Source organism: Kitasatospora sp. NPDC059673, assembly GCF_042734215.1.
Lineage (GTDB): Bacteria > Actinomycetota > Actinomycetes > Streptomycetales > Streptomycetaceae > Kitasatospora.
Window position 1 is genome coordinate 263,339 of the sequence record NZ_JBHWEN010000003.1, and the last position, 24,034, is coordinate 287,372.

20 protein-coding genes are annotated in these 24,034 nt (G+C 73.3%); 14 read left to right on the plus strand and 6 right to left on the minus strand.

The window, feature by feature from the left end:
* The first annotated feature begins 48 nt into the window (after nt 1-48).
* The 5 genes from glmU to ACFV18_RS05940 all read left to right on the plus strand — a co-directional run bounded on the left by glmU (nt 49) and on the right by ACFV18_RS05940 (nt 4,591).
* Nucleotides 49-1,494 carry a bifunctional UDP-N-acetylglucosamine diphosphorylase/glucosamine-1-phosphate N-acetyltransferase GlmU gene (gene glmU / locus ACFV18_RS05920; protein WP_380479700.1) on the plus strand — a complete coding sequence of 482 codons (1,446 nt, stop codon included), beginning with the start codon at nt 49-51 and terminating at the stop codon, nt 1,492-1,494.
* Between the two features lie 156 nt (nt 1,495-1,650).
* On the plus strand, nt 1,651-2,631 hold the full coding sequence (locus ACFV18_RS05925) for a ribose-phosphate diphosphokinase (protein WP_363480300.1): 981 nt from the start codon (nt 1,651-1,653) through the stop codon (nt 2,629-2,631).
* Between the two features lie 267 nt (nt 2,632-2,898).
* Nucleotides 2,899-3,513, plus strand: a complete 615-nt coding sequence (locus ACFV18_RS05930) for a 50S ribosomal protein L25/general stress protein Ctc (protein WP_380479702.1) — start codon at nt 2,899-2,901, stop codon at nt 3,511-3,513.
* Nucleotides 3,514-3,626: 113 nt separating this feature from the next.
* Nucleotides 3,627-4,202 carry an aminoacyl-tRNA hydrolase gene (gene pth, locus ACFV18_RS05935; RefSeq protein WP_380479704.1) on the plus strand — a complete coding sequence of 192 codons (576 nt, stop codon included), beginning with the start codon at nt 3,627-3,629 and terminating at the stop codon, nt 4,200-4,202.
* A 140-nt stretch (nt 4,203-4,342) separates the two neighbouring features.
* Nucleotides 4,343-4,591, plus strand: a complete 249-nt coding sequence (locus tag ACFV18_RS05940) for a hypothetical protein (RefSeq protein WP_380479706.1) — start codon at nt 4,343-4,345, stop codon at nt 4,589-4,591.
* Between the two features lie 49 nt (nt 4,592-4,640).
* Here the strand turns inward: ACFV18_RS05940 and ppc are convergent, their stop codons facing one another.
* Entirely contained in the window at nt 4,641-7,418 is a 2,778-nt protein-coding gene (ppc, locus tag ACFV18_RS05945) for a phosphoenolpyruvate carboxylase (RefSeq protein WP_380479708.1), read from the minus strand.
* A 201-nt stretch (nt 7,419-7,619) separates the two neighbouring features.
* Between ppc and ACFV18_RS05950 the strand changes: the two genes are divergently transcribed.
* Nucleotides 7,620-8,891 carry a sensor histidine kinase gene (locus tag ACFV18_RS05950; RefSeq protein WP_380479710.1) on the plus strand — a complete coding sequence of 424 codons (1,272 nt, stop codon included), beginning with the start codon at nt 7,620-7,622 and terminating at the stop codon, nt 8,889-8,891.
* A 4-nt stretch (nt 8,892-8,895) separates the two neighbouring features.
* Here ACFV18_RS05950 and ACFV18_RS05955 read toward each other — a convergent pair whose 3' ends face one another.
* Together ACFV18_RS05955 and ACFV18_RS05960 are read right to left on the minus strand one after the other, a co-directional pair.
* Nucleotides 8,896-9,357, minus strand: coding sequence for an SUKH-3 domain-containing protein (locus ACFV18_RS05955; RefSeq protein ID WP_380479712.1), 462 nt, complete (start codon nt 9,355-9,357; stop codon nt 8,896-8,898).
* Between the two features lie 82 nt (nt 9,358-9,439).
* On the minus strand, nt 9,440-9,898 hold the full coding sequence (locus tag ACFV18_RS05960; protein ID WP_380479714.1) for a YwqJ-related putative deaminase: 459 nt from the start codon (nt 9,896-9,898) through the stop codon (nt 9,440-9,442).
* 276 nt (nt 9,899-10,174) lie between these two features.
* Between ACFV18_RS05960 and ACFV18_RS05965 the strand changes: the two genes are divergently transcribed.
* From ACFV18_RS05965 to ACFV18_RS05995, 7 genes are all read left to right on the plus strand, one after another.
* Nucleotides 10,175-11,326: a Gfo/Idh/MocA family protein gene (locus tag ACFV18_RS05965; RefSeq protein ID WP_380479716.1), complete on the plus strand. Its 1,152-nt coding sequence runs from the start codon at nt 10,175-10,177 to the stop codon at nt 11,324-11,326.
* Nucleotides 11,323-12,306: an NAD-dependent epimerase/dehydratase family protein gene (locus ACFV18_RS05970; protein WP_380479718.1), complete on the plus strand. Its 984-nt coding sequence runs from the start codon at nt 11,323-11,325 to the stop codon at nt 12,304-12,306. Before ACFV18_RS05965 ends, ACFV18_RS05970 begins: the two co-directional genes overlap by 4 nt.
* 145 nt (nt 12,307-12,451) lie before the next feature.
* A complete protein-coding gene (locus tag ACFV18_RS05975) occupies nt 12,452-13,582 on the plus strand; it encodes a DegT/DnrJ/EryC1/StrS family aminotransferase (protein WP_380479720.1) in 1,131 nt (376 codons plus the stop codon).
* A 130-nt stretch (nt 13,583-13,712) separates the two neighbouring features.
* The gene (locus tag ACFV18_RS05980; RefSeq protein ID WP_380479722.1) at nt 13,713-14,819 is read left to right on the plus strand and encodes a DegT/DnrJ/EryC1/StrS family aminotransferase; all 1,107 of its coding nucleotides are present in this window, start codon (nt 13,713-13,715) and stop codon (nt 14,817-14,819) included.
* A 120-nt stretch (nt 14,820-14,939) separates the two neighbouring features.
* A complete protein-coding gene (locus ACFV18_RS05985) occupies nt 14,940-15,941 on the plus strand; it encodes an SMI1/KNR4 family protein (RefSeq protein ID WP_380479724.1) in 1,002 nt (333 codons plus the stop codon).
* 28 nt (nt 15,942-15,969) lie between these two features.
* Nucleotides 15,970-18,417, plus strand: a complete 2,448-nt coding sequence (locus ACFV18_RS05990) for an SUKH-4 family immunity protein (protein ID WP_380479726.1) — start codon at nt 15,970-15,972, stop codon at nt 18,415-18,417.
* 158 nt (nt 18,418-18,575) lie between these two features.
* Nucleotides 18,576-19,979, plus strand: a complete 1,404-nt coding sequence (locus ACFV18_RS05995; protein WP_380479728.1) for a hypothetical protein — start codon at nt 18,576-18,578, stop codon at nt 19,977-19,979.
* A 95-nt stretch (nt 19,980-20,074) separates the two neighbouring features.
* Here the strand turns inward: ACFV18_RS05995 and ACFV18_RS06000 are convergent, their stop codons facing one another.
* Complete coding sequence (locus tag ACFV18_RS06000; protein ID WP_380479730.1) at nt 20,075-21,325, minus strand: Dyp-type peroxidase; 1,251 nt, start codon at nt 21,323-21,325, stop codon at nt 20,075-20,077.
* 7 nt (nt 21,326-21,332) lie between these two features.
* Nucleotides 21,333-21,911, minus strand: a complete 579-nt coding sequence (locus ACFV18_RS06005) for a copper chaperone PCu(A)C (RefSeq protein WP_380479732.1) — start codon at nt 21,909-21,911, stop codon at nt 21,333-21,335.
* 134 nt (nt 21,912-22,045) lie between these two features.
* Between ACFV18_RS06005 and ACFV18_RS06010 the strand changes: the two genes are divergently transcribed.
* Nucleotides 22,046-22,630, plus strand: a complete 585-nt coding sequence (locus ACFV18_RS06010; protein WP_380479734.1) for a copper resistance protein CopC — start codon at nt 22,046-22,048, stop codon at nt 22,628-22,630.
* Nucleotides 22,631-22,646: 16 nt separating this feature from the next.
* Here the strand turns inward: ACFV18_RS06010 and ACFV18_RS06015 are convergent, their stop codons facing one another.
* Nucleotides 22,647-23,954, minus strand: a complete 1,308-nt coding sequence (locus ACFV18_RS06015; protein ID WP_380479736.1) for a nucleotide sugar dehydrogenase — start codon at nt 23,952-23,954, stop codon at nt 22,647-22,649.
* Between the last annotated feature and the right edge of the window lie 80 nt (nt 23,955-24,034).

Genomic DNA, 24,034 nt, shown 5'->3' on the forward strand with positions numbered 1-24,034 from the left:
GTATTCTCGGTGCACCCTCACCCCGCATCGACCGAGGAGTCTTCCCGCGTGAGTGCCAACCAGCCCGCTGCCGTGATCGTGCTCGCCGCCGGGGGCGGTACGCGGATGAAGTCCAAGGCCCTGCCGAAGGTGCTGCACGAGATCTGCGGCCGTTCCCTGGTGGGCCACGCCGTGTCCGCCGCCCAGGAGTTGACGCCCAGTCAGCTGCTGGTGGTGGTCGGCCACCTGCGCGAGCTGGTGCAGGCGCACCTGGCCGAGCACTACCCGGCGGCCCGCCCCGTCGTGCAGACCGAGCAGCTCGGCACCGGCCACGCGGTGCGCACCGCCCTGCGGGCGCTGACCGCCGACGGCGTGGAGCTGGACGGCACCGTGCTGGTCACCACCGGCGACGCCCCGCTGCTGACCGGCGGCACGCTGTCCGCGCTGGCCGCCGCGCACGCCGAGCAGGGCAACGGCGTCACCGTGCTGACCGCCCTGGTCCCCGACGCCACCGGCTACGGGCGGATCCTGCGCGAGGCGGACGGCGCCGTCGCCGCGATCGTCGAGCACAAGGACGCGAGCCCCGAGCAGCTGGCGGTCAACGAGATCAACTCCGGGGTGTTCGCGTTCGACGCCAAGCTGCTGGCGCACGCGCTGTCGCTGGTCGGCACCGACAACTCGCAGGGCGAGGAGTACCTGACCGACACCTTGGAGATCCTGCGCCGCGGGGGCCACCGGGTGGGCGCGGTGGTGGCCGCCGACCACCGGGAGATCGTCGGCATCAACGACCGGGTGCAGCTGGCCGAGGCCCGCCGCCTGCTCAACGACCGGCTGCTGGAGCGGGCGATGCGGGCCGGCGTGACGGTGGTCGACCCGGCCTCCACCTGGCTGGACGTCCAGGTCACCTACGAGCCGGACGCCCTGGTGCATCCCGGCACCCAGCTGCTCGGCGCGACCCACCTGGGCGAGGGCTGCGAGGTCGGCCCGCACACCACGCTGACCGACACCTCGGTCGGTGCGGGCGCCCGTGTGAGCAACACCACGGCGGAGCGCGCCGAGATCGGCCCGGAGGCCTCGGTCGGCCCGTACGCGTACCTGCGGCCGGGCACCAAGCTGGCCCGGAAGGCGAAGGCCGGCACCTACGTGGAGATCAAGAACTCCGAGCTGGGCGAGGGCGCGAAGGTGCCGCACCTGTCGTACATCGGGGACGCCTCGATCGGTGAGGGCACCAATGTGGGTGCGGCGTCGGTCACAGTGAACTACGACGGCGTGAACAAGCACCGCACGGTCATCGGGGCCCACTGCCGCACGGGTTCCGACAACATGTTCATCGCCCCGGTCACGGTCGGTGACGGCGCGTACACCGCCGCCGGATCCGTGATCACCAACGACGTTCCGGCCGGTTCGCTGGGCGTCGCGCGGGCCCAGCAGCGCAACATCGCGGGCTGGGTTGAGCGGAAGCGGCCCGGTTCGGCGTCCGCCCGCGCGGCCGCCGCGGCATCCTCCGCGGAGTAGCCGGACGCGGCGGCCGGGGAATCCTGAGGACAGGTCCCCGGCCGTCGGCCGCGGTCCGGGGCGCGTAACCTGAAGTACATACGTGCGCCATCGGGCCTGCTGGGCCGTGCCTCGGCGTACTCACCCTGAGTGGCAATAACACGAGGAGACGGTGCAGTGAGCGGGATCACGACCTCCGGCGAGAAGAAGCTCAAACTCTTCTCCGGTCGAGCCCACCCGGAACTTGCCGAGGAGGTCGCCCGCGTACTGGGCACCGAACTCGTCCCGACCAAGGCCCTGGACTTCGCCAACGGCGAGATCTACGTCCGATTCCTGGACTCCGCGCGCGGCGCCGACTGCTTCGTGATCCAGAGCCACACGGCTCCGATCAACCAGTGGATCATGGAGCAGCTGATCATGATCGACGCGCTGAAGCGCGCGTCGGCCCGCAGCATCACCGCGATCCTCCCGTTCTACGGCTACGCCCGGCAGGACAAGAAGCACCTCGGCCGCGAGCCCATCTCGGCCCGCCTGATCGCCGACCTGCTGCGCCAGGCCGGTGCCGACCGCCTGATGGCCGTGGACCTGCACACCGCGCAGATCCAGGGCTTCTTCGACGGCCCGGTCGACCACCTGTTCGCGCTGCCGATGCTCGCCGACTACGTCGGTGACCGGGTCGCCGACCGGTCCAAGCTGACCATCGTCTCGCCGGACGCCGGCCGGGTGAAGGTCGCCGACCAGTGGTGCGACCGCCTGGACGCCCCGCTGGCGATCATCCACAAGCGCCGCGACATGACGCAGGCCAACACCATCCTCTCCGCCGAGGTGGTCGGTGACGTCAGGGGCCGCACCTGCGTCCTGGTCGACGACATGATCGACACCGCCGGCACCATCTGCGCCGCCGCTGACGCGCTGTTCGACGCCGGCGCCGCCGACGTCATCGTGGCCGCCACCCACGGCGTGCTCTCCGGCCCCGCCGCGGACCGGCTGAAGAACTCCCGGGTCAGCGAGTTCGTGTTCACCAACACCCTGCCGACCCCGGCCCAGCTCCAGCTGGACAAGATCACCACGCTGTCGATCGCCCCGTCGATCGCCGCCGCCGTGCGCGAGGTGTTCGAGGACGGCTCGGTCACCAGCCTGTTCGAGGGCGTGCACTGATCCCTCACGGGAGCTGACCCCCCGTCGGACCCTTGATTCGGCCCCCGGTTCCGTCTGGAACCGGGGGCCGATTTCACGTCCGCGCCACCCCCCGGTTAGTCTGGGGAGACTGCTCGGCGAGGGATGCCCATTTCGGTGCTCCGTGATCGACGCGCGAGAACGATGCGCTTTGATCGAACCGCCGAGTGTCCCCCCAAACGCAACTGAGGGTGTGGCCCGGCGGTTCTGTCGTTCCTGCACCCCTTCGCATTTCCGAGGAGTGCAGTCGTGTCCGAGATCCGCATCGCCGCTGAGTCCCGCACCGAGTTCGGCAAGGGTGCCGCCCGTCGCGCCCGCCGCGCCGGCTTCGTCCCCGGTGTCGTCTACGGCCACGGCCACGCCCCGGTTCACCTGAACCTGCCCGGCCACGACCTGATGATGGCCCTGAAGACCCCGAACGCCCTGCTGGTCGTCCCGATCGACGGCAAGGACGAGTACGTGCTGCCGAAGGCCGTGCAGCGCGAGGCCATCAAGCGCTCCATCGAGCACGTCGACCTGCTGCTGGTCAAGCGCGGCGAGAAGGTCACCGTCGAGATCCCGGTCCACACCGAGGGCGAGCTGGCCCCCGGCGGCAACCTGATCGAGCACGTGCTGAACGCCCTCCCGATCGAGGCCGAGGCCACCCACCTGCCCGAGTCCGTCACCGTCTCGATCGAGGGCCTGGAGGCCGGCGCCTCCATCACCGCCGGCGACATCGCCCTGCCGGCCGGCGTCGCGCTGGCCGTCGAGGCCGACGCCGTCGTCCTGCAGGTCATCGGCGCCCAGGCCCCCGAGGCCACCGAGGAAGAAGAGGCCGAGGCCGCCGAGGCCGCCGAGGGCGAAGAGGCCGCTGTCGAGGCCTGATCCTCGCGATCTTTTCCACCGCTGCCCCGGCCGTCCCGCTTCCGCGGGGGCGGCCGGGGCAGCGGCATGTCCGGGATGATGGACGACGCAACGACACCCGCGTGAGGAGCGGCATGAGCGAGTACGACGGCCCCTGGCTGGTGGTGGGCCTCGGCAACCCCGGCGAGGGCTACGCCCGCAACCGGCACAACATCGGCTTCATGGTGGTCGACCTGCTGGCCCAGCGGATGGGCGCCAGGTTCAAGGCCCACAAGAGCCGCGCCCAGGTCGCCGAAGGGCGCCTGTCGGGCAAGCGGGCGATCCTCGCCAAGCCGATGAGCTTCATGAACCTCTCGGGCGGTCCGGTCACCGCGCTGCGCGACTTCTACAAGGTGCCCGCCTCGGCGATCATCGCCGTCCACGACGAACTCGACCTCGACTACGCGGGCCTGCGGATCAAGCTCGGCGGCGGCGACAACGGCCACAACGGCCTGAAGTCGATCACCAAGTCGCTCGGCCCCGACTACCACCGGGTGCGCTGCGGCATCGGCCGCCCGCCCGGCCGGATGGAGGTCGCCGACTTCGTGCTCAAGGACTTCTCGTCCACCGAGCGCAAGGACCTCGACTGGTTCGTCGACCGCTCCGCGGACGCCGTCGAGGCACTGCTCGCCGACGGCCTGGAACGCGCACAGCAGAACTACAACTCCTGACCGGCGCCGACCACCCTCCGTACACAACATTCATGCAACGCTTGCCTCGTGGAAGCTGACTGGTGGTCAGAACACGCCAGGAATCGGATACCGTCGGACCCGGTGCAAGGATTGAAGTGCCGTCACTGGGGGTATGGAGCGTGATCCGCTCGAAGCGTGTGGGCAAGGTCGTCGGTGGCACCGTGCTGTGCCTGGCCGCCGGAGGATGGGCCGGCACGCCCGCGCTGGCCGCCGAACCCGTCAGCACCGTCACCCCCGAGCCGGCCGCGGCCAAGCTCGCCCCGCCCACCGGCTCCGTCGGCTCGGCCGGCGTGTACGCCGTCGGCGGCGGCCTGGTGGTGGTGGCCGGCGGTGCGGCGACCTGGCTGCGCAAGCGCAAGAAGGCCTAGGCAGACGAACGAGGTCCGCTCCCCGGGGAGCGGACCTCGTCGCGTCCGGTCAGCCGGTGTTGCGCAGGCCGGCCGCGATGCCGTTGACGGTCAGCAGCAGGGCGCGGGCCCGCAGCGGGTCCTCGGGGCGGCCGAGCGCGACCTCCTCGCGCTGGCGGCGCAGCAGCGCCACCTGGAGGTAGGAGATCGGGTCGAGGTAGGCGTCGCGGACGGTGAAGGTCTGCTTCAGGACCTCGTTGTGCTCCAGCAGCTCGGACTCGCCGGTCAGCCGCAGCACCTCGCGCAGCGTCAGTTCGTGCTCGGCGGTGATCTGGTCGAAGACGTGCCGCAGTTCGGCGGGCACCAGCTGCTCGACGTAGTGGCGGGCGATCCGCAGGTCGGTCTTGGCCAGCGTCATGGCGACGTTGGACAGGAAGTTGCGGAAGAAGTGCCAGTTCCCGTACATCTCGTCGAGCACGTCCGACAGGCCGGCCGCGCGGGCCGCCGCCAGGCCGGAGCCGACGCCGTACCAGCCCGGGACGATCTGCCGGGACTGCGTCCAGCCGAACACCCACGGGATGGCCCGCAGGCCGTCCAGGCCGGCGCCGCTGTCGGGGCGGCGGGACGGGCGGGAGCCCAGGTGCAGTGAGGCCAGCTGGTCGACCGGGGTGGAGGCGAAGAAGTACTTCGGCAGGTCCTCCTGCTCCACCAGCGCCCGGTAGGAGGTGTGCGCGGCCTCCGAGACCCGGTCCATCGCGGCGTCCCAGCGGGCCAGCTCCTCCGGGGCCTGACGCGGGGCGGTGTGCAGCGCGGACGCGGCCAGCGTGGCGGAGAGGGTCAGCTCCAGGTTCTCCCGGGCCAGCGACGGCAGCAGGTACTTGTCGGAGATCACCTCGCCCTGCTCGGTGACCTTGATCTCGCCCTCCAGGGTGCCCCAGGGCTGGGCGAGGATCGCCTCGTGCGAGGGGCCGCCGCCGCGGCCCACGGTGCCGCCGCGGCCGTGGAACAGCCGCAGCCGGATCCCGTACCGGTGCGCCACGTCGCGCAGTCGGCGCTGGGCGCGGTGGATCTCCCACTGCGAGGTGGTGATGCCGCCGAACTTCGAGGAGTCCGAGTAGCCGAGCATGACCTCCTGGATGTCGCCGCGCAGCGACACCAGCAGCCGGTACGAGGGGTCGGCGAGCATGTCCTCCAGGATCCGGTCGGCCTGCTGGAGTTCGTCGGTGGTCTCCAGCAGCGGCACGATGCCGATCTTGGCGATGCCCGCGTGCAGGTCGATCAGCCCCGCCTCGCGGGCCAGCACCACGGCCGCGAAGACGTCGTCGGCGCCCTGGCACATCGAGATGATGTACGACTCGACGATCTCGTCGCCGAACCGCTCGAAGCCCTGCCGGATGGTCCTGAACACGCCGAGCGTCTTGGCGCCCGCCGGGTCCAGCGGGGCCGGGGTCGGGGCCAGCGGGCGGCGCGAGCGCATCTCCTTCGACAGCAGGCGCTGGCGGTACTCGCGCGGCATGTCGGTGTAGCGCCATGCCTCCTCGCCGAGCCGGTCGAACAGCTGGCCCAGCGCGTGGTGGTGCGCCTCGGCGTGCTCGCGGACGTCCATGGTGGCGAGCTGGAGGCCGAACGCCTCGATGGTGCGGATCGCCCGGGCGAGCCGGCCGTCGGCGATCAGGCCGCCGCGGTGGGCGCGCAGCGAGTCCTGGATCAGCTTCAGGTCGGCGATCAGGTCCCGGGTGCCGACGTAGTCGCGGCCGGGGACGTGCGGGGTGCCCGCGGCCAGCCGGTCGCGGGTGTTGTCGAGCTTGATCCGGATGCAGGTGGCCTTCAGCCGGTACGGCTCCTCGGCGTTCATCCGCTTGTAGCGCGGGCTCAGCTCCGGAAGGTGCGTCAGGTCGGCGTCCAGCGAGGTCAGCAGCTCCTCGGAGGCGCCCGCCAGGCGCACCGAGGTGGACAGCGAGGCGCGCAGGTCGTCGATCGCCGCCAGCGCGTCCTTGATGCCGTACTCGTGCTGGAGGTTGAGCACGTCCCAGGTGACCTGCGGGGTGACGTTCGGGTTGCCGTCGCGGTCGCCGCCGATCCAGGTGCCGAAGGTCAGCGGGCGCACCCCCTCCGGCAGGGTCAGGCCGACCCGGGCGAGTTCCTCGTGCAGCTCCTCCAGCACCGCGGGCACCGCCTCGCGGTACAGCTCGTCCAGGTAGTAGACGGCGTTGCGGGCCTCGTCGGTCGGCTCCGGGCGGGCGATCCGCAACTCGTCGGTCTGCCACAGCAGGTCGATCACCTCGGCGAGGCGGCGGTCGGCCTGCCTCCGCGCGGAGGTCTGCCGGGCGGAGTCGGCCTGGCCGGTCGCCGCCTGCTCGCGGTGGATCCGCTCCAGCAGCTCACCGACCCGGCGCAGCTTGTTCAGCACGCTGCGGCGGGCCGCCTCGGTCGGGTGCGCGGTGAACACCGGACGCACCGCGAGGTGGGCCAGCGTGTCGGCCAGGTGCTTCGGGTCCGCCTCCTTCAGCTGGTCGGCGGTCTGCGCCAGCACCGAGCCCTCGCGGGCCCGGCGGGAGGCGAACTCCCGTCCGCGGTGCACCTGTTCGGTGACGTTCGCGAGATGGAAGTAGGTGGAGAAGGCGCGTACCAGCTTCGCGGCGGTCTCCAGATCGATCGACGCCAGCAACTGGGCCGTCGCCTCGCCGTCGGTACGGCTCAGCAGGCGCACCTGCTCGACCAGGCCCAGCAGTTCCGGGCCCTCCTGACGCACGAGGGTCTCGCCGAGGAGGTCGCCGAGGCGGCGGATGTCCGCCCGCAGCGCGGCGTTGTCCGCGTGCTCGGTGGGCGTGGGGATCGGAGCGGTCACGGCTGGCTCCCTGTGGTGGTGGGGGTGTTCGGCAACGGCTCTGCCATCACCGCAGTGCGGGTGACGGGTGCGGACCGCGCTGTCCGACGGGCAACAGCATAGGTGGCACCCGGTGCCAGATCGGAGAGGTGGCCGGATGGCGGACACCTGGGGAGGGACGGGTGCCGGGGCGGGCGGAGGGCACTGCGTAAGGTGTCCGTTATGAGTGAACAGCCGGCGGGGGACGGCGTGTGGTGGTGGACGCGAAGGCGCAGTGCGGCGCTGGACGTGGCTCTGGCGCTGGCGGCCGGGCTGGAGTGCGCCGTCGGGGCGTTCTCCTTGCTGCGGGGCCGGATGCAGCTGGACACGCCGGTCGTGGTGGTCGGGGTGGTCCTGGGAGCGCTGGCCGGCGGTTCGCTGCTGGTGCGGCGCAGGTGGCCCGCGCTGCCGGTGGTGGTGGCGCTGGTGTTCGTGCCGGGCCTGTTCGGCGTGACGCTGCTGGTGGTGTCGCTGTACACGCTGACGGCGACCTGGGAGTGGCCGACCCGGCGGGCCCGGGTGATCGTGCTGTCGGGCGTCGCGATGCTGGAGACCTTCGGCATGGCGATGCTCGCGATGTTCGCGCCGAGCCAGCCGCCGCCGCCCCGGGATGTGGTGCCGCCCAGCTGGGCGCTGGTGCTGGTGGCCGCGGCCGTCGCGGTCGGTACGGCGACCGCCCCGGTGGTGACCGGCCTGTACATCGGGGCGCGGCGCCGCCTGGTGGAGTCGCTGAAGGACCGGGCGGAGGGCCTGGCCACCGAGCTGACGCTGCTCGCCGAACAGGCCAGGGAGCGGGCCTGGCGGGCCCGCGCCGAGGAACGCACCCGGATCGCCCGGGAGATGCACGACGTGGTCGCGCACCGGGTCAGCCTGATGGTGGTGCACGCGGCGGCGGTGGAGCGGATCATCCCCAAGGACCCGGCGAAGGCCCAGCAGTCGGCGGCACTGATCGGCGAGGTCGGCCGGCAGGCGCTGGACGAACTGCGGGAGATCCTCGGCGTGCTGCGGATGACCGAGCCGCAGGACCAGGTGGAGGCGCCGGTCGGCGGCCTCGGGGAGCTGGCGGAGCTGGTGGAGCAGTCCCGGGCGGCCGGCATGGCCGTCTCGCTGACCGTCAGCGGCGAGCACCTGGCGTACGTCGCGGAGGCCGAGCAGACCGCGTTCCGGGTGGTGCAGGAGGGCCTGACGAACGCCCACAAGCACGCCGGCGGGGCGCGGGTGACGGTGCTGCTGGCGTACGTGCCGAACGGGGTGCGGGTGTCGGTGGTCAACGACTGCCCCGGCGGTGCGGCCATGCCGGTGGCGCTGCCGAGCGGCGGCAACGGCCTGGTCGGGATGCGCGAGCGGGTGATGGCGCTGGGCGGGATGTTCCACGCCGGGCCGGAGAACGGCGGCTTCCGGGTCGAGGCGGTGCTGCCGTCCCGGCTGCGGCTGGCCGTCGAACCGCTGGCCTGACGCGTCAGCTCCCGGTGGCCGTGCGCAGCCGGTGCGGGGTCAGGCCGAGGACCAGGGTGGCCAGCGCCTGGTCGACGCTGTGGCCGAGGAACCACTCGCCGGTGTGGTCGAGGCTGTAGACCCGGCCCTGCTCGTCGATGGCCAGCAGCGCCTGCCCGTGCAGTTCTTCGCCGAGCGGGGCGAGCCGGGTGTCCAGGGCGCGGCCGAGGTCGGTGAGGGTGCGCGGGGCGTGCAGGCCGCAGCGCGGGTCGAGCAGGAACGGAGTGCGGGCCATCGTCCGCCCGGGGCCGGGGACGTCGAAGGCCAGGCCGCCGAACTCGGCCCAGGCCTCGATCGCGGCGGGGAACACCGAGTGCTGCGGATCCAGCGGACCGCCGTACGCGACCATCGCATCGGCCCACTGTTCGGCCTGGCGGATCTCCCACCGGCCCGGGTGCCAGCCAGCCTGCTTGAGGGCGGCGGCCACGTCGGCCGGGAAGCGGGGCTGGGTACGGACGGTGCTGGCGTTCAGGACGTGCTCCGGTGGTTCGGGGACGGGGAATGGAGGGTCAGCGGCGGCCGGGCGGCCCGACCGCGACGCTGGCCACGTTCAGATGATCCAGCAGCGGAGCGCAGGAACGGCACGGCGGCGCGTGCGTGCCGTGCGCCGGATCGCCCTCCTCGCGGATCCGCACCGTGGTCATCCGGGCGCCCTTCAGCGCCTTGCGGGCCTCCTGCACCGTCATCGGCTTGCGCGAGGCCCGCTTCGAGCGGGACGCGTCGACCTGCCCCAGGAACTGCGACAGCAGCGCCGGCTCCGGGCAGCGGCCGAGGAAGCGCTCGCGCTTGTCGACCGGCAGCGCCGCCAGGAACTCGCCGACCAGCGGGTGCAGCATCGGCGACAGATCGGACTTCTCCCCGGCCAGCGTGTGCACCTCGCCGCCGCGCAGCATCAGCGCCGCCGCCACCGCGGGCAGCAGGCTGTCGCGCTGGTGCCGCAACACGGGCGGCGGGCCCGACTGGTCCATGACTGCTCCTCGACGTTGTACGGCGCACCGGCAGTTCTCCGCTGCCGGGGGTCTGCTGACGGACGGTGAATCCTCACCCCGATGTGTCCAGCCTGCCAAACGGATCCGACTTCCGCCGCGCCGGGGTGCGACACGGGGGCGCACAGAGGTGTACGGAGGGACCAACTCCCGTACCGCGCGCCCCCGGTGGCGTTCACCGGGTTTTCCGATTGTGCCTCGACCGGCCCGGCCGGGCCGGTACCGTTCGAGCGACGCGGCGGCAAGGGGGGTCTTGCGATGGGGTCGAACGTCGTGGCGCACGAGGCGCCTGGGGAACACGTGCCCACACCGGGCAGTACCGAACGAGAACCCGACCGGCGCATCGGACTGGCCGTCGTCGGCGCCGGCTACTGGGGTCCGAACCTGGTCCGCAACGCCCAACAGACCGCCGCACTGCACCTGCACTGGCTGTGCGACCTGGACGAACAGCGCTCCCGCAAGGTCCTCGGCGAGTACTCCACCGTCACCGCCACCACCTCCTACGACCAGGTGCTCGCCGACGAGCGGGTGCAGGCCGTCGCCATCGCCACCCCCGCCGCCGCCCACCACCGCCTGGCCCGGGCCGCCCTGGAGGCCGGCAAACACGTCCTGGTCGAGAAGCCGATCACCACCACCGCCGAGGAAGCCGCCGACCTGGTCGCCCTCGCCGAGGAGCGCGGCCTGGTCCTGATGTGCGACCACACCTTCTGCTACACCCCCGTGGTGCGCCGCATCCGCGAGCTGGTGCACGGCGGCGAGATCGGCGACATCCAGTTCTTCGACTCGGTCCGGATCAACCTCGGACTCGTCCAGCCCGACGTGGACGTGCTGTGGGACCTCGCCCCGCACGACCTGTCCATCCTCGACTTCGTCCTGCCGCCCGGCGTCGAACCCGTCGGCGTCAGCGCCCAGGCCGCCGACCCGATCGGCGCCGGCCGCGCCTGCGTCGCCTACCTGACGCTGCGCCTGTCCAACGGCGCGCTCGCCCACTGCCACGTCAACTGGCTCTCCCCGACCAAGGTCCGCACCACCCTGATCGGCGGCTCCCGCCGCACCCTGGTCTGGGACGACCTCAACCCGCAGGCCCGGCTCGCGATCCACGACCGCGGCGTCGACCTCACCCCGCCCGACGAACTCACCGACGCCATCCGGCACCGCGCCCTGATCTCCTACCGGGTCGGCGACATGGTCGCCCCCGCCCTGGTCGAACAGGAAGCCCTGCGCAACGTGATGGCCGAATTCGCCGCCGCGATCGGCGAAGGCCGCGCCCCGCTCACCGACGGCCGGGCCGGCCTTCGGGTGCTGCGCCTGTTGCACGCCGCCTCCCGCAGCCTCGAACTCGGCGGCGCGACCGTGCCCGTGGAGACCACCCGTCAGCCGTCCTTGTTGGAGAGGGCCACCGTCCGATGAACGCCGCCGTCGTGTTGGAAGGCTCCCGCTGTGTGGTCACCGGCGGCGCCGGAACCATCGGCTCCACCGTCGTCGACCAACTGATCGAGGCCGGCGCCCGCGAGGTCGTCGTGCTCGACAACTTCGTCCGCGGCCGCACCGAGAACCTGGCCCGCGCCCGCGAACTCGCCGCCCCCGGCCAACTGACCGTGGTGGACGGCGACATCCGCGACCGCGCGCTGCTGCGCGAACTCCTCGCCCCCGGCACCGACGCGCTGTTCCACCTCGCCGCGATCCGCATCACCCAGTGCGCCGCCGAACCCCGGCTCGCCCTGGAAGTCATGGTCGACGGCACCTTCGACGTGGTGGAGGCCGCGGCGGAGACCGGAGTGGGGAAGGTGATCGCCTCCTCGACCGCCTCCGTGTACGGGCTGGCGGACGTGTTCCCGACGCCGGAGAGCCAGCACCCCTACCACAACGACACCCTGTACGGGGCCGCGAAGGTCTTCAACGAGGGCCTGCTGCGCAGCTTCCACGCCATGTACGGCCTGGACTACGTCGCCCTGCGGTACTTCAACGTTTACGGCCCCCGGATGGACGTGCACGGCCGCTACACCGAGGTGTTCATCCGCTGGATGGAACGCATCACCGCCGGACAGCCACCACTGATCTTCGGCGACGGCGCCCAGACCATGGACTTCGTCTACACCGAGGACATCGCCCGGGCCAACCTGCTCGCCGCCACCGCCCCCGTCACCGACCGGGTCTACAACATCGCCTCCGGCACCGAGGTGTCGCTGCGCGGCCTCGCCGACGCGCTGCTGGAAGCCATGGAGTCGGACCTCGACGTCGAACACGGGCCCGCGCGTGACACCGCCGGCGGCGTGGTCCGGCGCCTCGCCGACATCACGGCCGCCGAACGCGACCTCGGGTGGAAGCCCGAGCTGGGGCTGGCGGACGGGCTGCGCAGGCTCGTCGCCTGGTGGCGGGAGCAGGTTTAGCGGACGGCGCGAAACCGGGGGCGCGTGCGGACACCTCCCGGCCCGCCGGGTCCGGGGGAGAACCGCGCGAACCGGAGGGAACCCCCGGAGATCGCCTCAGGGACAACGACTTGCACGTGGGTGCGACCCAGCGGAGGAGAACCCGATGTCCACCATCCCCGTCATGATCCCGTGGCTCGGCGAGGAAGAAGCTCAGGCCGCGGCGGCAGCCGTCCGCTCCGGGTGGGTCGCCCAAGGCCCGCGCGTCGCCGAGTTCGAGCGGGCGTTCGCCCAGGCCGTGGGGGTGCCGCACGCCGTCGCGGTCTCCTCGTGCACCACCGCGCTGCACCTGGCGCTGGTGGGGGCGGGCGTCGGTCCCGGTGACGAGGTCGTCGTGCCGTCGTTCTCGTTCATCGCCACCGCCAACGCCGTCACCTACGTCGGCGCGACTCCCGTCTTCGCGGACGTCGATCCGGCCACCGGCAACCTCACGCCCGAGACCGTCGCGCCGCTGCTCACCGACCGGACCCGGGCGGTGATCGCCGTCGATCAGGGGGGCGTCCCCGTGGACCTGGACGCGATCGAGGAGTTGGTCCGGCCGCGAGGCATCGCTGTCGTCGAGGACGCCGCGTGCGCCGCCGGCTCCGTCTACCGGGGGCGCCCCGCCGGCGCGGGTGCGGACCTCGCCGCGTTCTCCTTCCACCCGCGCAAGCTGCTCACTACCGGCGAGGGCGGCATGGTCACCTGCCGGGACGGTGAACTCGCCGCCAGGCTGCGGCGGTTGCGGGAGCACGGCATGAGTGTCTCGGCCGCCGACCGGCACGCCGGGGCGGGTGGGGCGGCCGTTCTCGAGACGTACGACGAGATCGGGTTCAACCACCGGATGACGGACGTCCAGGCGGCGATCGGGCTGGTGCAGCTCGGGAAGCTTCCGGCGATGGTCGCGCGGCGGCGCGAACTCGCTGGGCGGTACCGGGAGTTGCTGGGGGAGGAGCTCGGCGGGCGGCTGGTGGGCGATCCGGCGCACGGGACGTCGAACTTCCAGTCGCTGTGGCTGCTGCTGCCGGAGGGTGCGCCGGAGCGGAGTGACGTGCTCGCTGCGTTGGCGGCGGAGGGCGTTTCGGCGCGGCGCGGAATCATGGCCGCGCATCTGGAGGCGCCGTACAAGGGGTCTGCGAGGGTGCCGCTGCCGGTGACGGAGTTGCTGACTTCGAGGACGTTGATTCTGCCGCTCTACCACTCGCTGAGCGGGGAGCAGCAGGAGCGGGTGGTGGCGGCGTTGAAGGGAGCGCTCTGAGTGCGCGTTGCGCCCGCACGTGCAGGTCATTCACTCTGACGCGATCTTTCCGACGAGTTCCTTCCGCTTCGCGCAGTTCCCCGCGCCCCTGGGTGCACGTCTGCGCAGTTCCCCTGGTTGGTGATCCTCTGTGACTGATATTCCGCTGGTCGATCTGCACGCTGCGCACGCCGAGATTGCCGATGAGGTCCGGGCGGGCTTCGAGGCGGTGCTGGCGAGTGGGGCGTACATCAAGGGCCCCGAGGTTGCCGCGTTCGAGCGGGAGTTCGCGGCGTTCTGCGGGGTCGGGCACGCCGTGGGAACGGCGAATGGGACCGATGCGCTCGAACTTGCGTTGCGGGCGCTGGAGTTGGAGCCCGGCGGTGGGGTGGTGCTGCCGGCGAACACGTTTGTGGCGACGGCGGAGGCCGTGGTGCGGGCCGGGCTCAGGCCGGTGTTGGTGGATGTGGACGAGGAGTGCCTGCTGATCGACGTGGAACAGGTGGCCGAGCGGGTCGGGGATGCCGTTGCGGTGATGCCCGTGCATCTGAACGGTCAACTCGCGCCGATGGAAGCGGTGTTGGAGGCGGCGGGCGGGCTGCCGGTGGTGGAGGACGGGGCGCAGTCGCAGGGGGCGGCGCGGCACGGGCGGGTGTCGGGGAGTTGGGGGCGGATCTCGGCGACCAGTTTCTATCCGGGGAAGAACCTGGGCGCGTACGGGGACGCGGGCGCGGTGGTGACGGACGACGCGGAGCTCGCCGAGGCGGTGCGGCTGATCGGGGATCACGGGTCGGCGCGCAAGTACGTGCACGAGCGGTTCGGGTTCAACTCGCGGATGGACACCCTGCAGGCGGTGGTGCTGCGCGCCAAGCTGCGAAGGCTCCCGGCGTGGAACGAGGCCCGGCGGGCGGCGGCCGAGCGGTACGACAAGCTGTTGGGCGGGTTGGAGGGGGTCACGCTGCCCCGGACGCTGCCCGGCAACGAGCATGTGTGGCACCTGTACGCGGTCCGGGTGGAGCGGGACCGGGACCGGGTGCTCGCGGAGTTGCAGCAGGCGGGTGTCGGGGTGGGCGTGCACTACCCGGTGCCGGTGCACCTCCAGCCGGCGTTCCGTGAACTGGGCCATGCGGAAGGCGCGTTCCCGGTCACCGAGCGGGCCGCCGGGCAATTGCTCACGCTGCCGTTGTTCCCGCAGCTCACCGAGGGCCAGCAGGTGCGGGTGGCGGAGACCCTGGCGGCGGCGGTGCGCCGGAGCTGACGCGGTGTCGGTACCCGGCCGGGCGATACCCGGTCGGGTACCCCCGTGACCCTGAACGCGGCCGGTCGTTGCCCTACGCTGGTCCCCGAGGATTTCGGCTTCTGCTGTGGGGGACCCCAGATGACGACAGGTCGGCCCGGCACCGCTGCCGTGCCCAACGCGGCGTACGCGGGCCAGGTGGTGCAGTTCCCGGACCCGGTCCGGGCCGAGCGGCACCCCCAGGGCGTTCGCATCGACGAGCACGGGTACCCGGACTTCTCGCCGTACGCGGTCGCCGCCGCCGAGGTCGCCGACCCGCCGGAGGGCTTCGGCGTGGACGAACTGCGGCTCACCGACTACGTGTCGGCGAACGCCGCGCTCTACACCCAGGGCCACGAACTGTGGGCCGACCTGGAGACCGCCGTCGCCACCCCGCACGGCTGGACCTGGCACCACGTGGCCGGCCGTGCCCCGGCGGGCTGGCGGCGGATGGAGCTGATCCCGGTCGAGGTGAAGGCCCTGCTGCGGCACCACGGCGGCTTGGCGGTCTCCACCGCCGACCACGCCCGGCGCGGCACCCGCCCGCTCCAGGAGCGCCGCCCCGTGCACCTCCCGCTGGCGAAGGACGGCGGCGACCCGCTGGCCGTCACCGAGGACCTGGTGCAGCGCGCCGAGCAGCGCCTGGGCCACCCGCTGCCGCCCGTCTACCGCGACTTCCTGAAGCTGGCCGGCGGCCGCGCCCCGGCCGCAGCCGCGCTGGACGTCGACCTCGGCCTGCTGGTCGACCAGCCGTTCCTCACCCTCACCGAGGAGTACGGCACCCAGGACCTGGTGTACGCCAACAAGTGCCTGCGCGACCACCTGACCAAGGACTATCTGGCCATCGCCTACCAGCAGGGCGGTCTGCTCGCCCTCAAGGTCCGTGGCGAGCAGACCGGTTCGGTCTGGTTCCTGCCCTACGACGACGCCCGCGACCAGGGCGCGGACGAGCCGCCGGAGCAGCGGCTGGCCCGGCTGCTGCTGCCCTGCGGCGACAGCTTCGACGCCTTCCTGCTGCGGCTCGCGGGCAGCCCCCCGGAGCTGGAGACCGTCGCCGAACTCATGGTGGACGGCGGCTTCGCGCGCGCCGTCCCGGTGAACTGACCGAACGACAGGGGTGGGACGAGACGTGGTGACCACGTACGCGCAGGCGCAGGAGACCGCCGAGGACTGGATCAACGCCGGCGTGCCGCGCTCGCTCCAACGCGAGGTGCGGGTCCGGGAGTTCGACCTCGGCTACGTCTGCTGGGCGGTGGACGGCAGCGAGCACGGTGGCGGGACCGGCACCTCGCCGCGGCTGGTGATCGCCCGCGACAGCGGCGCCAGCGTGCTCTGGCCGCCGCTGCCGGTCAACGAGGTGGTCCGGCAGTACGAGGAGCTGTACGGGACCCCCGCCGAGCCGAACCCGGCCGGCGCCGCCAAGCCGGTGCGCGGGGCGGTCGAGGCCACCTCCTTCCTGCTCAGCCCCCCGCAGTGGCTGCAGGACGCCGGTGCCGCGGCGGTGGCCGCGGAGGCCGCGCAGCTGGCCGCGCCGGCCGCGTCGGTGCCTGGCGTGACGCCGCCTGCCGCGCCCGTGCCTGGGGTGACGCCGCCCGCGACGCCGGTGCCTGGGGTGACGCCGCCTGCCGCGCCGGTGCCGCCCGCGCCGGTGGCGGCTGCCGCGCCGCCGGTGCCGCCCGTGCCAGGTGTGCCCGGTGTGCCGGGCGAGGAGGGCCCCAGCTACTTCGACGCGTCCGGGGCGCCCCTCCCCGGCCCGCCCGTCCCGCCCCCGCCGGGCTCGGAGGCCGCGACCGTGCTCGCCTCGGCCCCGCCGTTCCCGGTCGGCGGTCCGCCGACTCCGGTGCCCGGGACGCCCGTTCACGGGACGCCGGTGCCGGGTGTGCCCGCGCCGGTCGGCGCGACGCCGCCGTTCCCGCTCGGGGGGCCCTCAACTCCCGTGCCCGGTACGCCCGTTCCGCCCGCACCGTCGATCGACTACGCCCCGACCATGCTGGCCACCGACGGCCCGCCCGGGCTGATGGGCCTGCCCGGTGCGCCGGGTGCGCCCGGTACGCCCGCCCAGGGGGTGCCGCTCGGCCGCACCGGCCCGACGGCTCCGCCGCCGCCCCCGCCGAACGACCTGCTGCCGCCGACCGCCGGCCCCGCGCCCGTCGGCCTCGGCCGCACCGGCCCGACCGTCCCGCCGCCGCCCCCGCCGAACGACCTGCTGCCACCGACCGGCGGCCCCGCGCAGGGCCCCGGCGGCCGTACCGGCCCGGGTGCCCCGCCGCCGCCCGCGCCCGCCGAGCTGCGCGGCGACGCCGGTGCGCCCGCCGTGCCGCCGGCCGCCGCGGCGCCCGAGGCCGCCGCCGTCGCGTACCAGGCGACCCAGCTGGCCCCGGCGATCGAGCTGCCGCCGACGGGCGGCCCGGCGACGCCGCCGTTCCCGCCCGTGCCCGGGCCGCAGCAGGGTGCCCCGTTCCAGGCCCCGCCGCCGTTCCCCGGCCCGCCGCAGGGGGTGCCGCCACAGCCGTTCCCGGGTGCCCCCGTGCCCCCGCCGCAGCCGGGCCCGGGCTTCCCGGCCGCCGGCCCCGGCCCCGTCCCGGCCGCCCCGGTGCCGCCGCCCGGTGTGCCGACCACCGGTCCCGGCACCACCGCGGTGGTCAACTACCGGGCGCCGGACGGCTCCGAGCGGAGCCTGGTGATGATGTCCGAACTCGGCACCCCGCACCCGGAGTGGAAGGCGCTGCAGGAGCTGCGCCGGATCGGCGTGCCCGCCGACCAGGTGCTGGAGGTGCACACCGACCTGGAGCTGTGCGACCTGCCCGGCGGCTACTGCGCCCGGATGGTGAAGGCGTCCTGGCCGAACGCGCGGATCAGCCACACCGCCCCGTACGGCCGGGACACCGCCGCCCGGCAGGCCGGCATGGCGGTGCTGAGCGAGCACGTCGAGCAGCTGCACCAGCTGGTGTCCGCGCCGCCGCGCCCCCGCACCCAGCGGGTGCCGCTGCCGCCGCCCGGCTCGGTGCCGCCGCTGCCGCCGATGGTTCCGCAGCAGCTGGCCGCCGAGCTCGGCCAGCTGTTCGGTCCGGGCGTGTTCCGCTTCGAGCAGCGCGCGGTGGCCCGGCAGGGCGTGCCGGACGCGGTCGCCCAGACCCTGATGTGGGTCGGTCTGCCGCGCGAGTTCCCGCCGTTCTTCTGGGCGCAGGCCCAGGAGGGCCGACCGATCCCGACGCTGGCCGAGCTGGCCGCCGAGCGCGGACTGCCGCCCGGCCCGGACTTCGGCGGCTACCTGGTGCTCGGCAACGACTACGGCCGCCAGTTGTGCGTCCAGTACGGCACCGCCGCGGTGGTCGCGGTGGACATCGAGAACCCGGCCGAGCCGCCGCGGTTCGTCAACACCGGTGTCCCCGAGTTCGTCCGCTGCCTGACCGTGCTGGCCCGGATGTGGCACCTGCGTCACGGCCTGACGCCCGAGCAGGCCGGCCGCTGGACCACCGACTTCCAGGCCCAGCTGCTGGCGGCCGATCCGGCCGCCGTGCACACGCCCGAGAGCTGGTGGGCCGTCCTGGTGGAACAGCTCTGGGACGGACTGCTGTAGCCCCTCCCGCGCGGCCGGTTCCCCCGGCCGCGCGGCAGCGGCCTGTTTGGTTTGCGTTCGTATCTGCGCAAAATAGGTCAATGGGACGGACACTTCCGCCCACCGAACCGCGCACCCGGCGGGGCTGCGCAGCCCGCGAGCACGAGGAGAACAGCCGAATGAGCGACGCCGTGTCCCAGTACGGCTTCACCGTCTCCCGGCGCGGTTACGCGCCCGACCAGGTCGACGCGGCCGTCACCGCGCTCAGCCGCGAACGGGACGAGGCCTGGGAACGTCTCAGCGTGCTCGGCTCCGGACTGCGCGAGATGGAGAAGCGCCTCGCCGACATCCAGCACGCCGCCGAGGACGCCCCCGACCCCGACTTCGGCGAACTCAGCGAGCAGGCCGCCGCCCTGCTGAAGATCGCGCAGAACGAGGCCGAAGCGATCCACAGCAAGGCCAAGCGCTCCGGCGAGGACGCCCGCGACGCCGCGCACGAGGCCGGCGAGGCCGCCGCCAAGTCCGCCAAGGAGTACGCCGCCAAGCAGCGCGAGGACACCGACCGTTTCGCCCGCAGCACCGACGAGCGCAGCCGCGCCGAGGCCGAGCGGATCCGCGCCCAGGCCGACGCCGAGGCCCGCGCCGTCATCCACGCCGCGACCGGCCACGCCGCCCGGATCCGGGTCTCCGCCGCCGGCGCCTCCGAGCAGTCCGAGGTCACCCTCGCCGAGCGCCGCCGCAAGGCCGACGAGGAGTTCGCCACCGCCGAGGCCGACGCGGACGCCGCCGTCGCCAAGATCACCGCCGCCGCCGAGGCCAAGGTCAAGGAGGCCGAGCAGCACCGCGAGGCGATGCTCGCCGAGGCCCGCCGCCTCGACACCCAGGCCCAGGTCAAGGCCGACGCGGAGATCGCCGCCGCCAAGGAGAAGGCCGCCCGGATCAAGCTCGCCAGCGAGCGCGAGCAGGCCGACTTCACCAAGCGCCTCGACAAGGTCCAGACCCACCTCGACCACATCAAGGGCACCCTGGCCTCCCTCACCGGCGCCGCCGTCGGCGCGATCGAGGACCCCGAGGACGGGGCGCCGATCGCTCCCGCGAAGAAGGCCGACCTCGCCAAGGGCCCCGTCGCCACGGCCGCCGCCGCCAAGCCGGTCGTCGAGAAGCCGGTCGCCGCCCAGTCCGCGGCCGACCGGCCGACCGCCGTGCTGGCCCCCGTCAAGGGCGAGCCGGCGGCCAAGCCCGCAGCCGTCGTCCTGGGCCCCGTCAAGGGCGAGCCGGCCGCCAAGCCCGCGGCCGCCGACCCCCGCAAGCCCTACACCCCGACCGTGGCCGAGCCCCCGGCGCCGCCCGTCAAGCCCGCCAGCTTCGCCAAGGACCCGCTGCCGCCCAAGCCCACGACCCCGCCCGCCGCGACCGCTGCGGCCGCGCCCGCTCAGGCCGCGCCCGCCGTGCCCGCCGCTCAGGCCGTGGCCGCGACCGCTCCGGAGGCGGAGACCAAGATCGTGCCCAAGATCGTCATCGTGGACGACGGCCTGAACCACGACACCCGCCCGGGCCGCGACCGCATCCAGCGCAGGGGCTGAGCGCCGGAGCCCCGAAACACCTCCGCCACGTCCGGCAGCAGGCAGCTGTCGGACGGGGCGGAGGTGTTTCGCGCGGTAGTGCGGTGGCGCGGCAGTCAGCCCAGCAGGGTCTCGCCGATCCAGCCGCCGGGTGCGCAGCCCGGGGGAATGGCGAAGACGGCGGACCCGATCGGGGTGGTCCACTGGTTGAGCAGGTCGGACGTGGCGAGGGCGCGCTGGATGGGCAGGAACTGTCCGGCGATGTCCCGCTGGAAGGACGCGAACAGCAGGCCGGTGTCAGGGGTGCCATCGGCGGCCGGGGCGTCGTCGTAGTTGAACGGGCGGCGGAAGATGCGCTGCCGGGGGTCGCTCACGTGGGCGCGCCGGGCGTGGGCGAACTCGGAGATGACCGGGAAGCCGAACTTGTCCTTGGCGTCGAAGTCGGGCGGGTCCAGCTCGGCGGTGCCGGTGAGCGGGGCACCGGTGTCGAGGGTCCGGCCGATCGAGAACTCCTTGGCCTTGGTGTCGGCGGCGTCCCAGGTCTCCAGTTCCATCCGGATCCGCCGCAGCACCATGGTGGTGCCGCCGCGCAGCCAGTCCGGGCCGTCGCCGGTCCACACCGCCTGGGTGAAGATGTCGCTGCCGGGCGCCGGGTTGACGGTGCCGTCGATCTGACCCATCAGGTTGCGCTGGGTGACGCCGTCGTCCTGGACGCCACGGCCCCGGCGGAACCCGCGCTGCGCCCAGCGAAGCCGGGCGAAGGTGCGGGCGTCCTTGACGAGCATCCGCTGGGCGTGCGCCACGGTGAGCGGGTCGTCGGCGCAGATCTGGATCAGCAGGTCGCCGCCGCACCAGTGGTCCTGGAGCCGGTCGATGGAGAACACCGGCAGCTGTTCGAGCGAGGCGGGCCGCCGGTCGTCCAGCCCGGCGGCCTTGAAGAAGCCCGGGCCGAACCCGAAGGTGACCGTCAACCGGGCCGGTAGTGCGGCGAGTTGGGCCTCGGTGTCGGCCAGGGCCGGTTCGCCCTGGGTGAGCCGTACGGCGTCGTCGGTGAGCAGCCGCATCATGCGGCCCAGGGCGGCGCGGTCCGATCCGGCGTCCAGGTCGAACCCGAGGAACACGCCGTGGGCCTGGGCGGGGGTGTCGATGCCCGCCTGGTGCGGCCCGTGGAAGGGGACCTTCTGGGTGCCGTACGCGGGCGGCTGCGGCCGGTCCTCCCCGGAGCGGTGCGGGCTGTGGGCCACGGCGGCACCGATACCGCCGCCGGCCAGCGCCCCGCCGAGGGCGAGCGCGCCGCCGGTCAGCAGCCGGCGGCGGCCGACCGCAGCGGTGGCGGGTGCAGCGGGTTCGGTGGGGCTGGTGTCCATCGGGAGCTCAGCCCTTCGTCATGCCGGAGTTGTAGTCCTCCTTGCCGCCCGCGAACGCCTTGGCGACGGCGGTGAACTTCAGCGTCCGGCCGTCGTCGAGGGTCAGCGTCACGGTGACCTCGTCGCCCGGCTTCACGGGCTTGGACAGGCCCATCAGCATCACGTGGTCGGCGCCCGGCTTGAGCTCGTGGCTGGCGTTCGCCTCGATGACGAAGCCGCCTGCCTTCGGGCGCATGGTGGGCTTGCCGTCCACGTCCGCGACCTCGTGCAGTTCGGTCTTCGCCGAGACGGTCGAGGTGCCGGACACGACGGTGACCTTGGCGCCGGTGGTGTTGACCAGGGTGGCGAACACGCCGGTCATCTCGGTGTCGGACGCCTTCACCCACGGGTCCTTGACGGTGACCGGTGCCGAATCGGCCTTCGCGGTGGCGCTGGGCGAGGTGCTGGCCGCCGGACTCTTGGCCGAGGAGGACGAGTCGCTGCTGCCACAGGCGACGAGGGCGGTGAGGGATATCGCCCCGACCGCCGTGGCGGCGACGAGGCGGCGCAGACGGGGGGAACGGGCCGGGGCGGTGGTGATCGGCATGGGGGAGCATCGGCTTTCGACTCGGGTGCGGGCGTGCTTGCGTGCCGCAGTTACCGCAGTGGTCGGACCGGGTGGGCGGGAAGTTCCCACGAAGTGCCGGGAACTTCCCGGAGGCCGGCGACGACGACTGACACGTGAAGCCCCGAGTCCCCTCCCGCCCGGCGGTGGTGCCGCTCCTCACGGCACTGCTGCTGGCCACGCTGTCCGTCCTGGTCTCCGCGCCCCGGGCGGCGGCGCACGCGCAGCTGCTCGACTCCAACCCGGCCGCGGACTCCGTGGTGACCGAATCGCCGACCTCGATCACGCTGACCTTCGACAGCCCGGTGCAGGCCGGCTACACCACGATCGCCGTCGTCGGCACCGACGGGACGCCCTTCACCGACGGCGCGCCGACCGCGACCGACCGCACGGTGCAGCAGAAGGTCGGCCGCCTGCCGAGGGGCCTCATCCAGGTGACCTGGCGGGCCGTCGCGGCCGACGGGGCGCCGCTCCAGGGGCGCTTCAGCTTCACCAACGACGACCAGGCCGCCCCCACCCAGCCGCCGCCACGACCGTCGGCGTCCGCGTCGGCGTCCGCTTCCGGGGTGCCGTCCGCAGCGCCCCCTGCCAAGGCCGAGGACAGCGCCGACTGGCAGTGGTGGGCGGCGGCCGGCGGACTGTCGGTCGTGGCGGTGGCCGTGGTGGCCGTGCTGGTGCGCCGGCCCGCCGCCCGTAAGTGACTCGGCCCGGCGACGCTCACAGCACCTCGACCGACGCCCCCGTCAGGCGGTGGCGGCAGTCCAGGACGTACTGGGCGTGGGTGGTGACGGCGTCGAAGTCGAACTCGTCGTGGTCGGCGAGGAGGACGACCGCGTCGGCGGCGGCGAGCTCGGCCGCGGTGGCCTCGACGCGGTGGACGGTGGCGAGCGGGCCCGCGTCGTGGTCGGGGGTGGGTCGGCCCGGCAGTTGGGGTTCGGCGACGTGGACGCCCGCGACGACGTGCGGGTCGGCGGCGCGGACTTCGGCGCCCTGGCGGGTGAGGAGTTCGACGATCCGGGCCGCCGGGGTCTCGCGGGCGTCGCCGGTGTTCTTCTTGTAGGCCAGGCCGAGCAGCAGCACCCGGGAGCCGTTGACGCTGCGGCGGCGCCGGTTGAGCGCGTCGGCGAGGCGGCGGACCACGTAGTCCGGCATGTGGCTGTTGACGTCGTTGGCGAGCTCGACGAACCGGAACGACTGGCCGAGCGCCCGCTCCACCCGCCAGGACAGGTACGAGGGGTCGATCGGCAGGCAGTGCCCGCCGACGCCCGGGCCGGGCGTGAAGCGGAGGAAGCCGAACGGTTTGGTGGAGGCCGCGTCGATGGCCTCCCAGACGTCGATGCCGAGGTCGTGCGCGAACATCGCCAGCTCGTTGACCAGCGCGATGTTGACGTGCCGGAAGGTGTTCTCCAGCAGCTTGGTCAGCTCGGCCTCCTTGCAGGAGGAGACCGGCACCGTCCGTTCCACCAGCTGCCCGTAGAAGCCCGCGACGGCCGCCAGCCCGTCCGGCGTGGTGCCGGAGACCACCTTCGGAGTGTTCTCCAGCCTCCACACCGGGTTGCCCGGGTCGATCCGCTCGGGGCTGTAGCCGAGGTGGAAGTCCGCGCCCGCCCGCAGCCCGCTGCCCGCCTCCAGCAAGGGTGCGAGCAGCTCCTCGGTGGTGCCCGGGTAGGTGGTGGACTCCAGTACGACCGTCGCACCGCGCTTCAGGTGCCGGCCCAGCAGTTTCGCGGACGCCTCGATGTAGGAGAGGTCGGGGACGCCGTCGCGCAGCGGCGTCGGGACGGTGATCACCGCGACGTCGAACCCCGCCACGTCGGCCGGATCGGCGGACGGCAGATAGCGGCCGGAGTCCAGCAGCGGGCGCAGCCGGTCGCCGGGGATGTCCTCGACGTACGACTCGCCGACCGCGAGCCGCTTGATCCGGCGCTCGTCCACGTCGTACCCGACCACCTGATGGCCCACCTCGGCGGCGCGAACCGCGAGCGGGAGACCGACGTAGCCCTGACCTGCGATGACAACGCGCATGGCGAACCCAACCCCCTGGAAATCCCCCGGTGTCCCCACACCTTCTTCACAAGAGGGTACGGAGCCCCGACCGCCGCGCG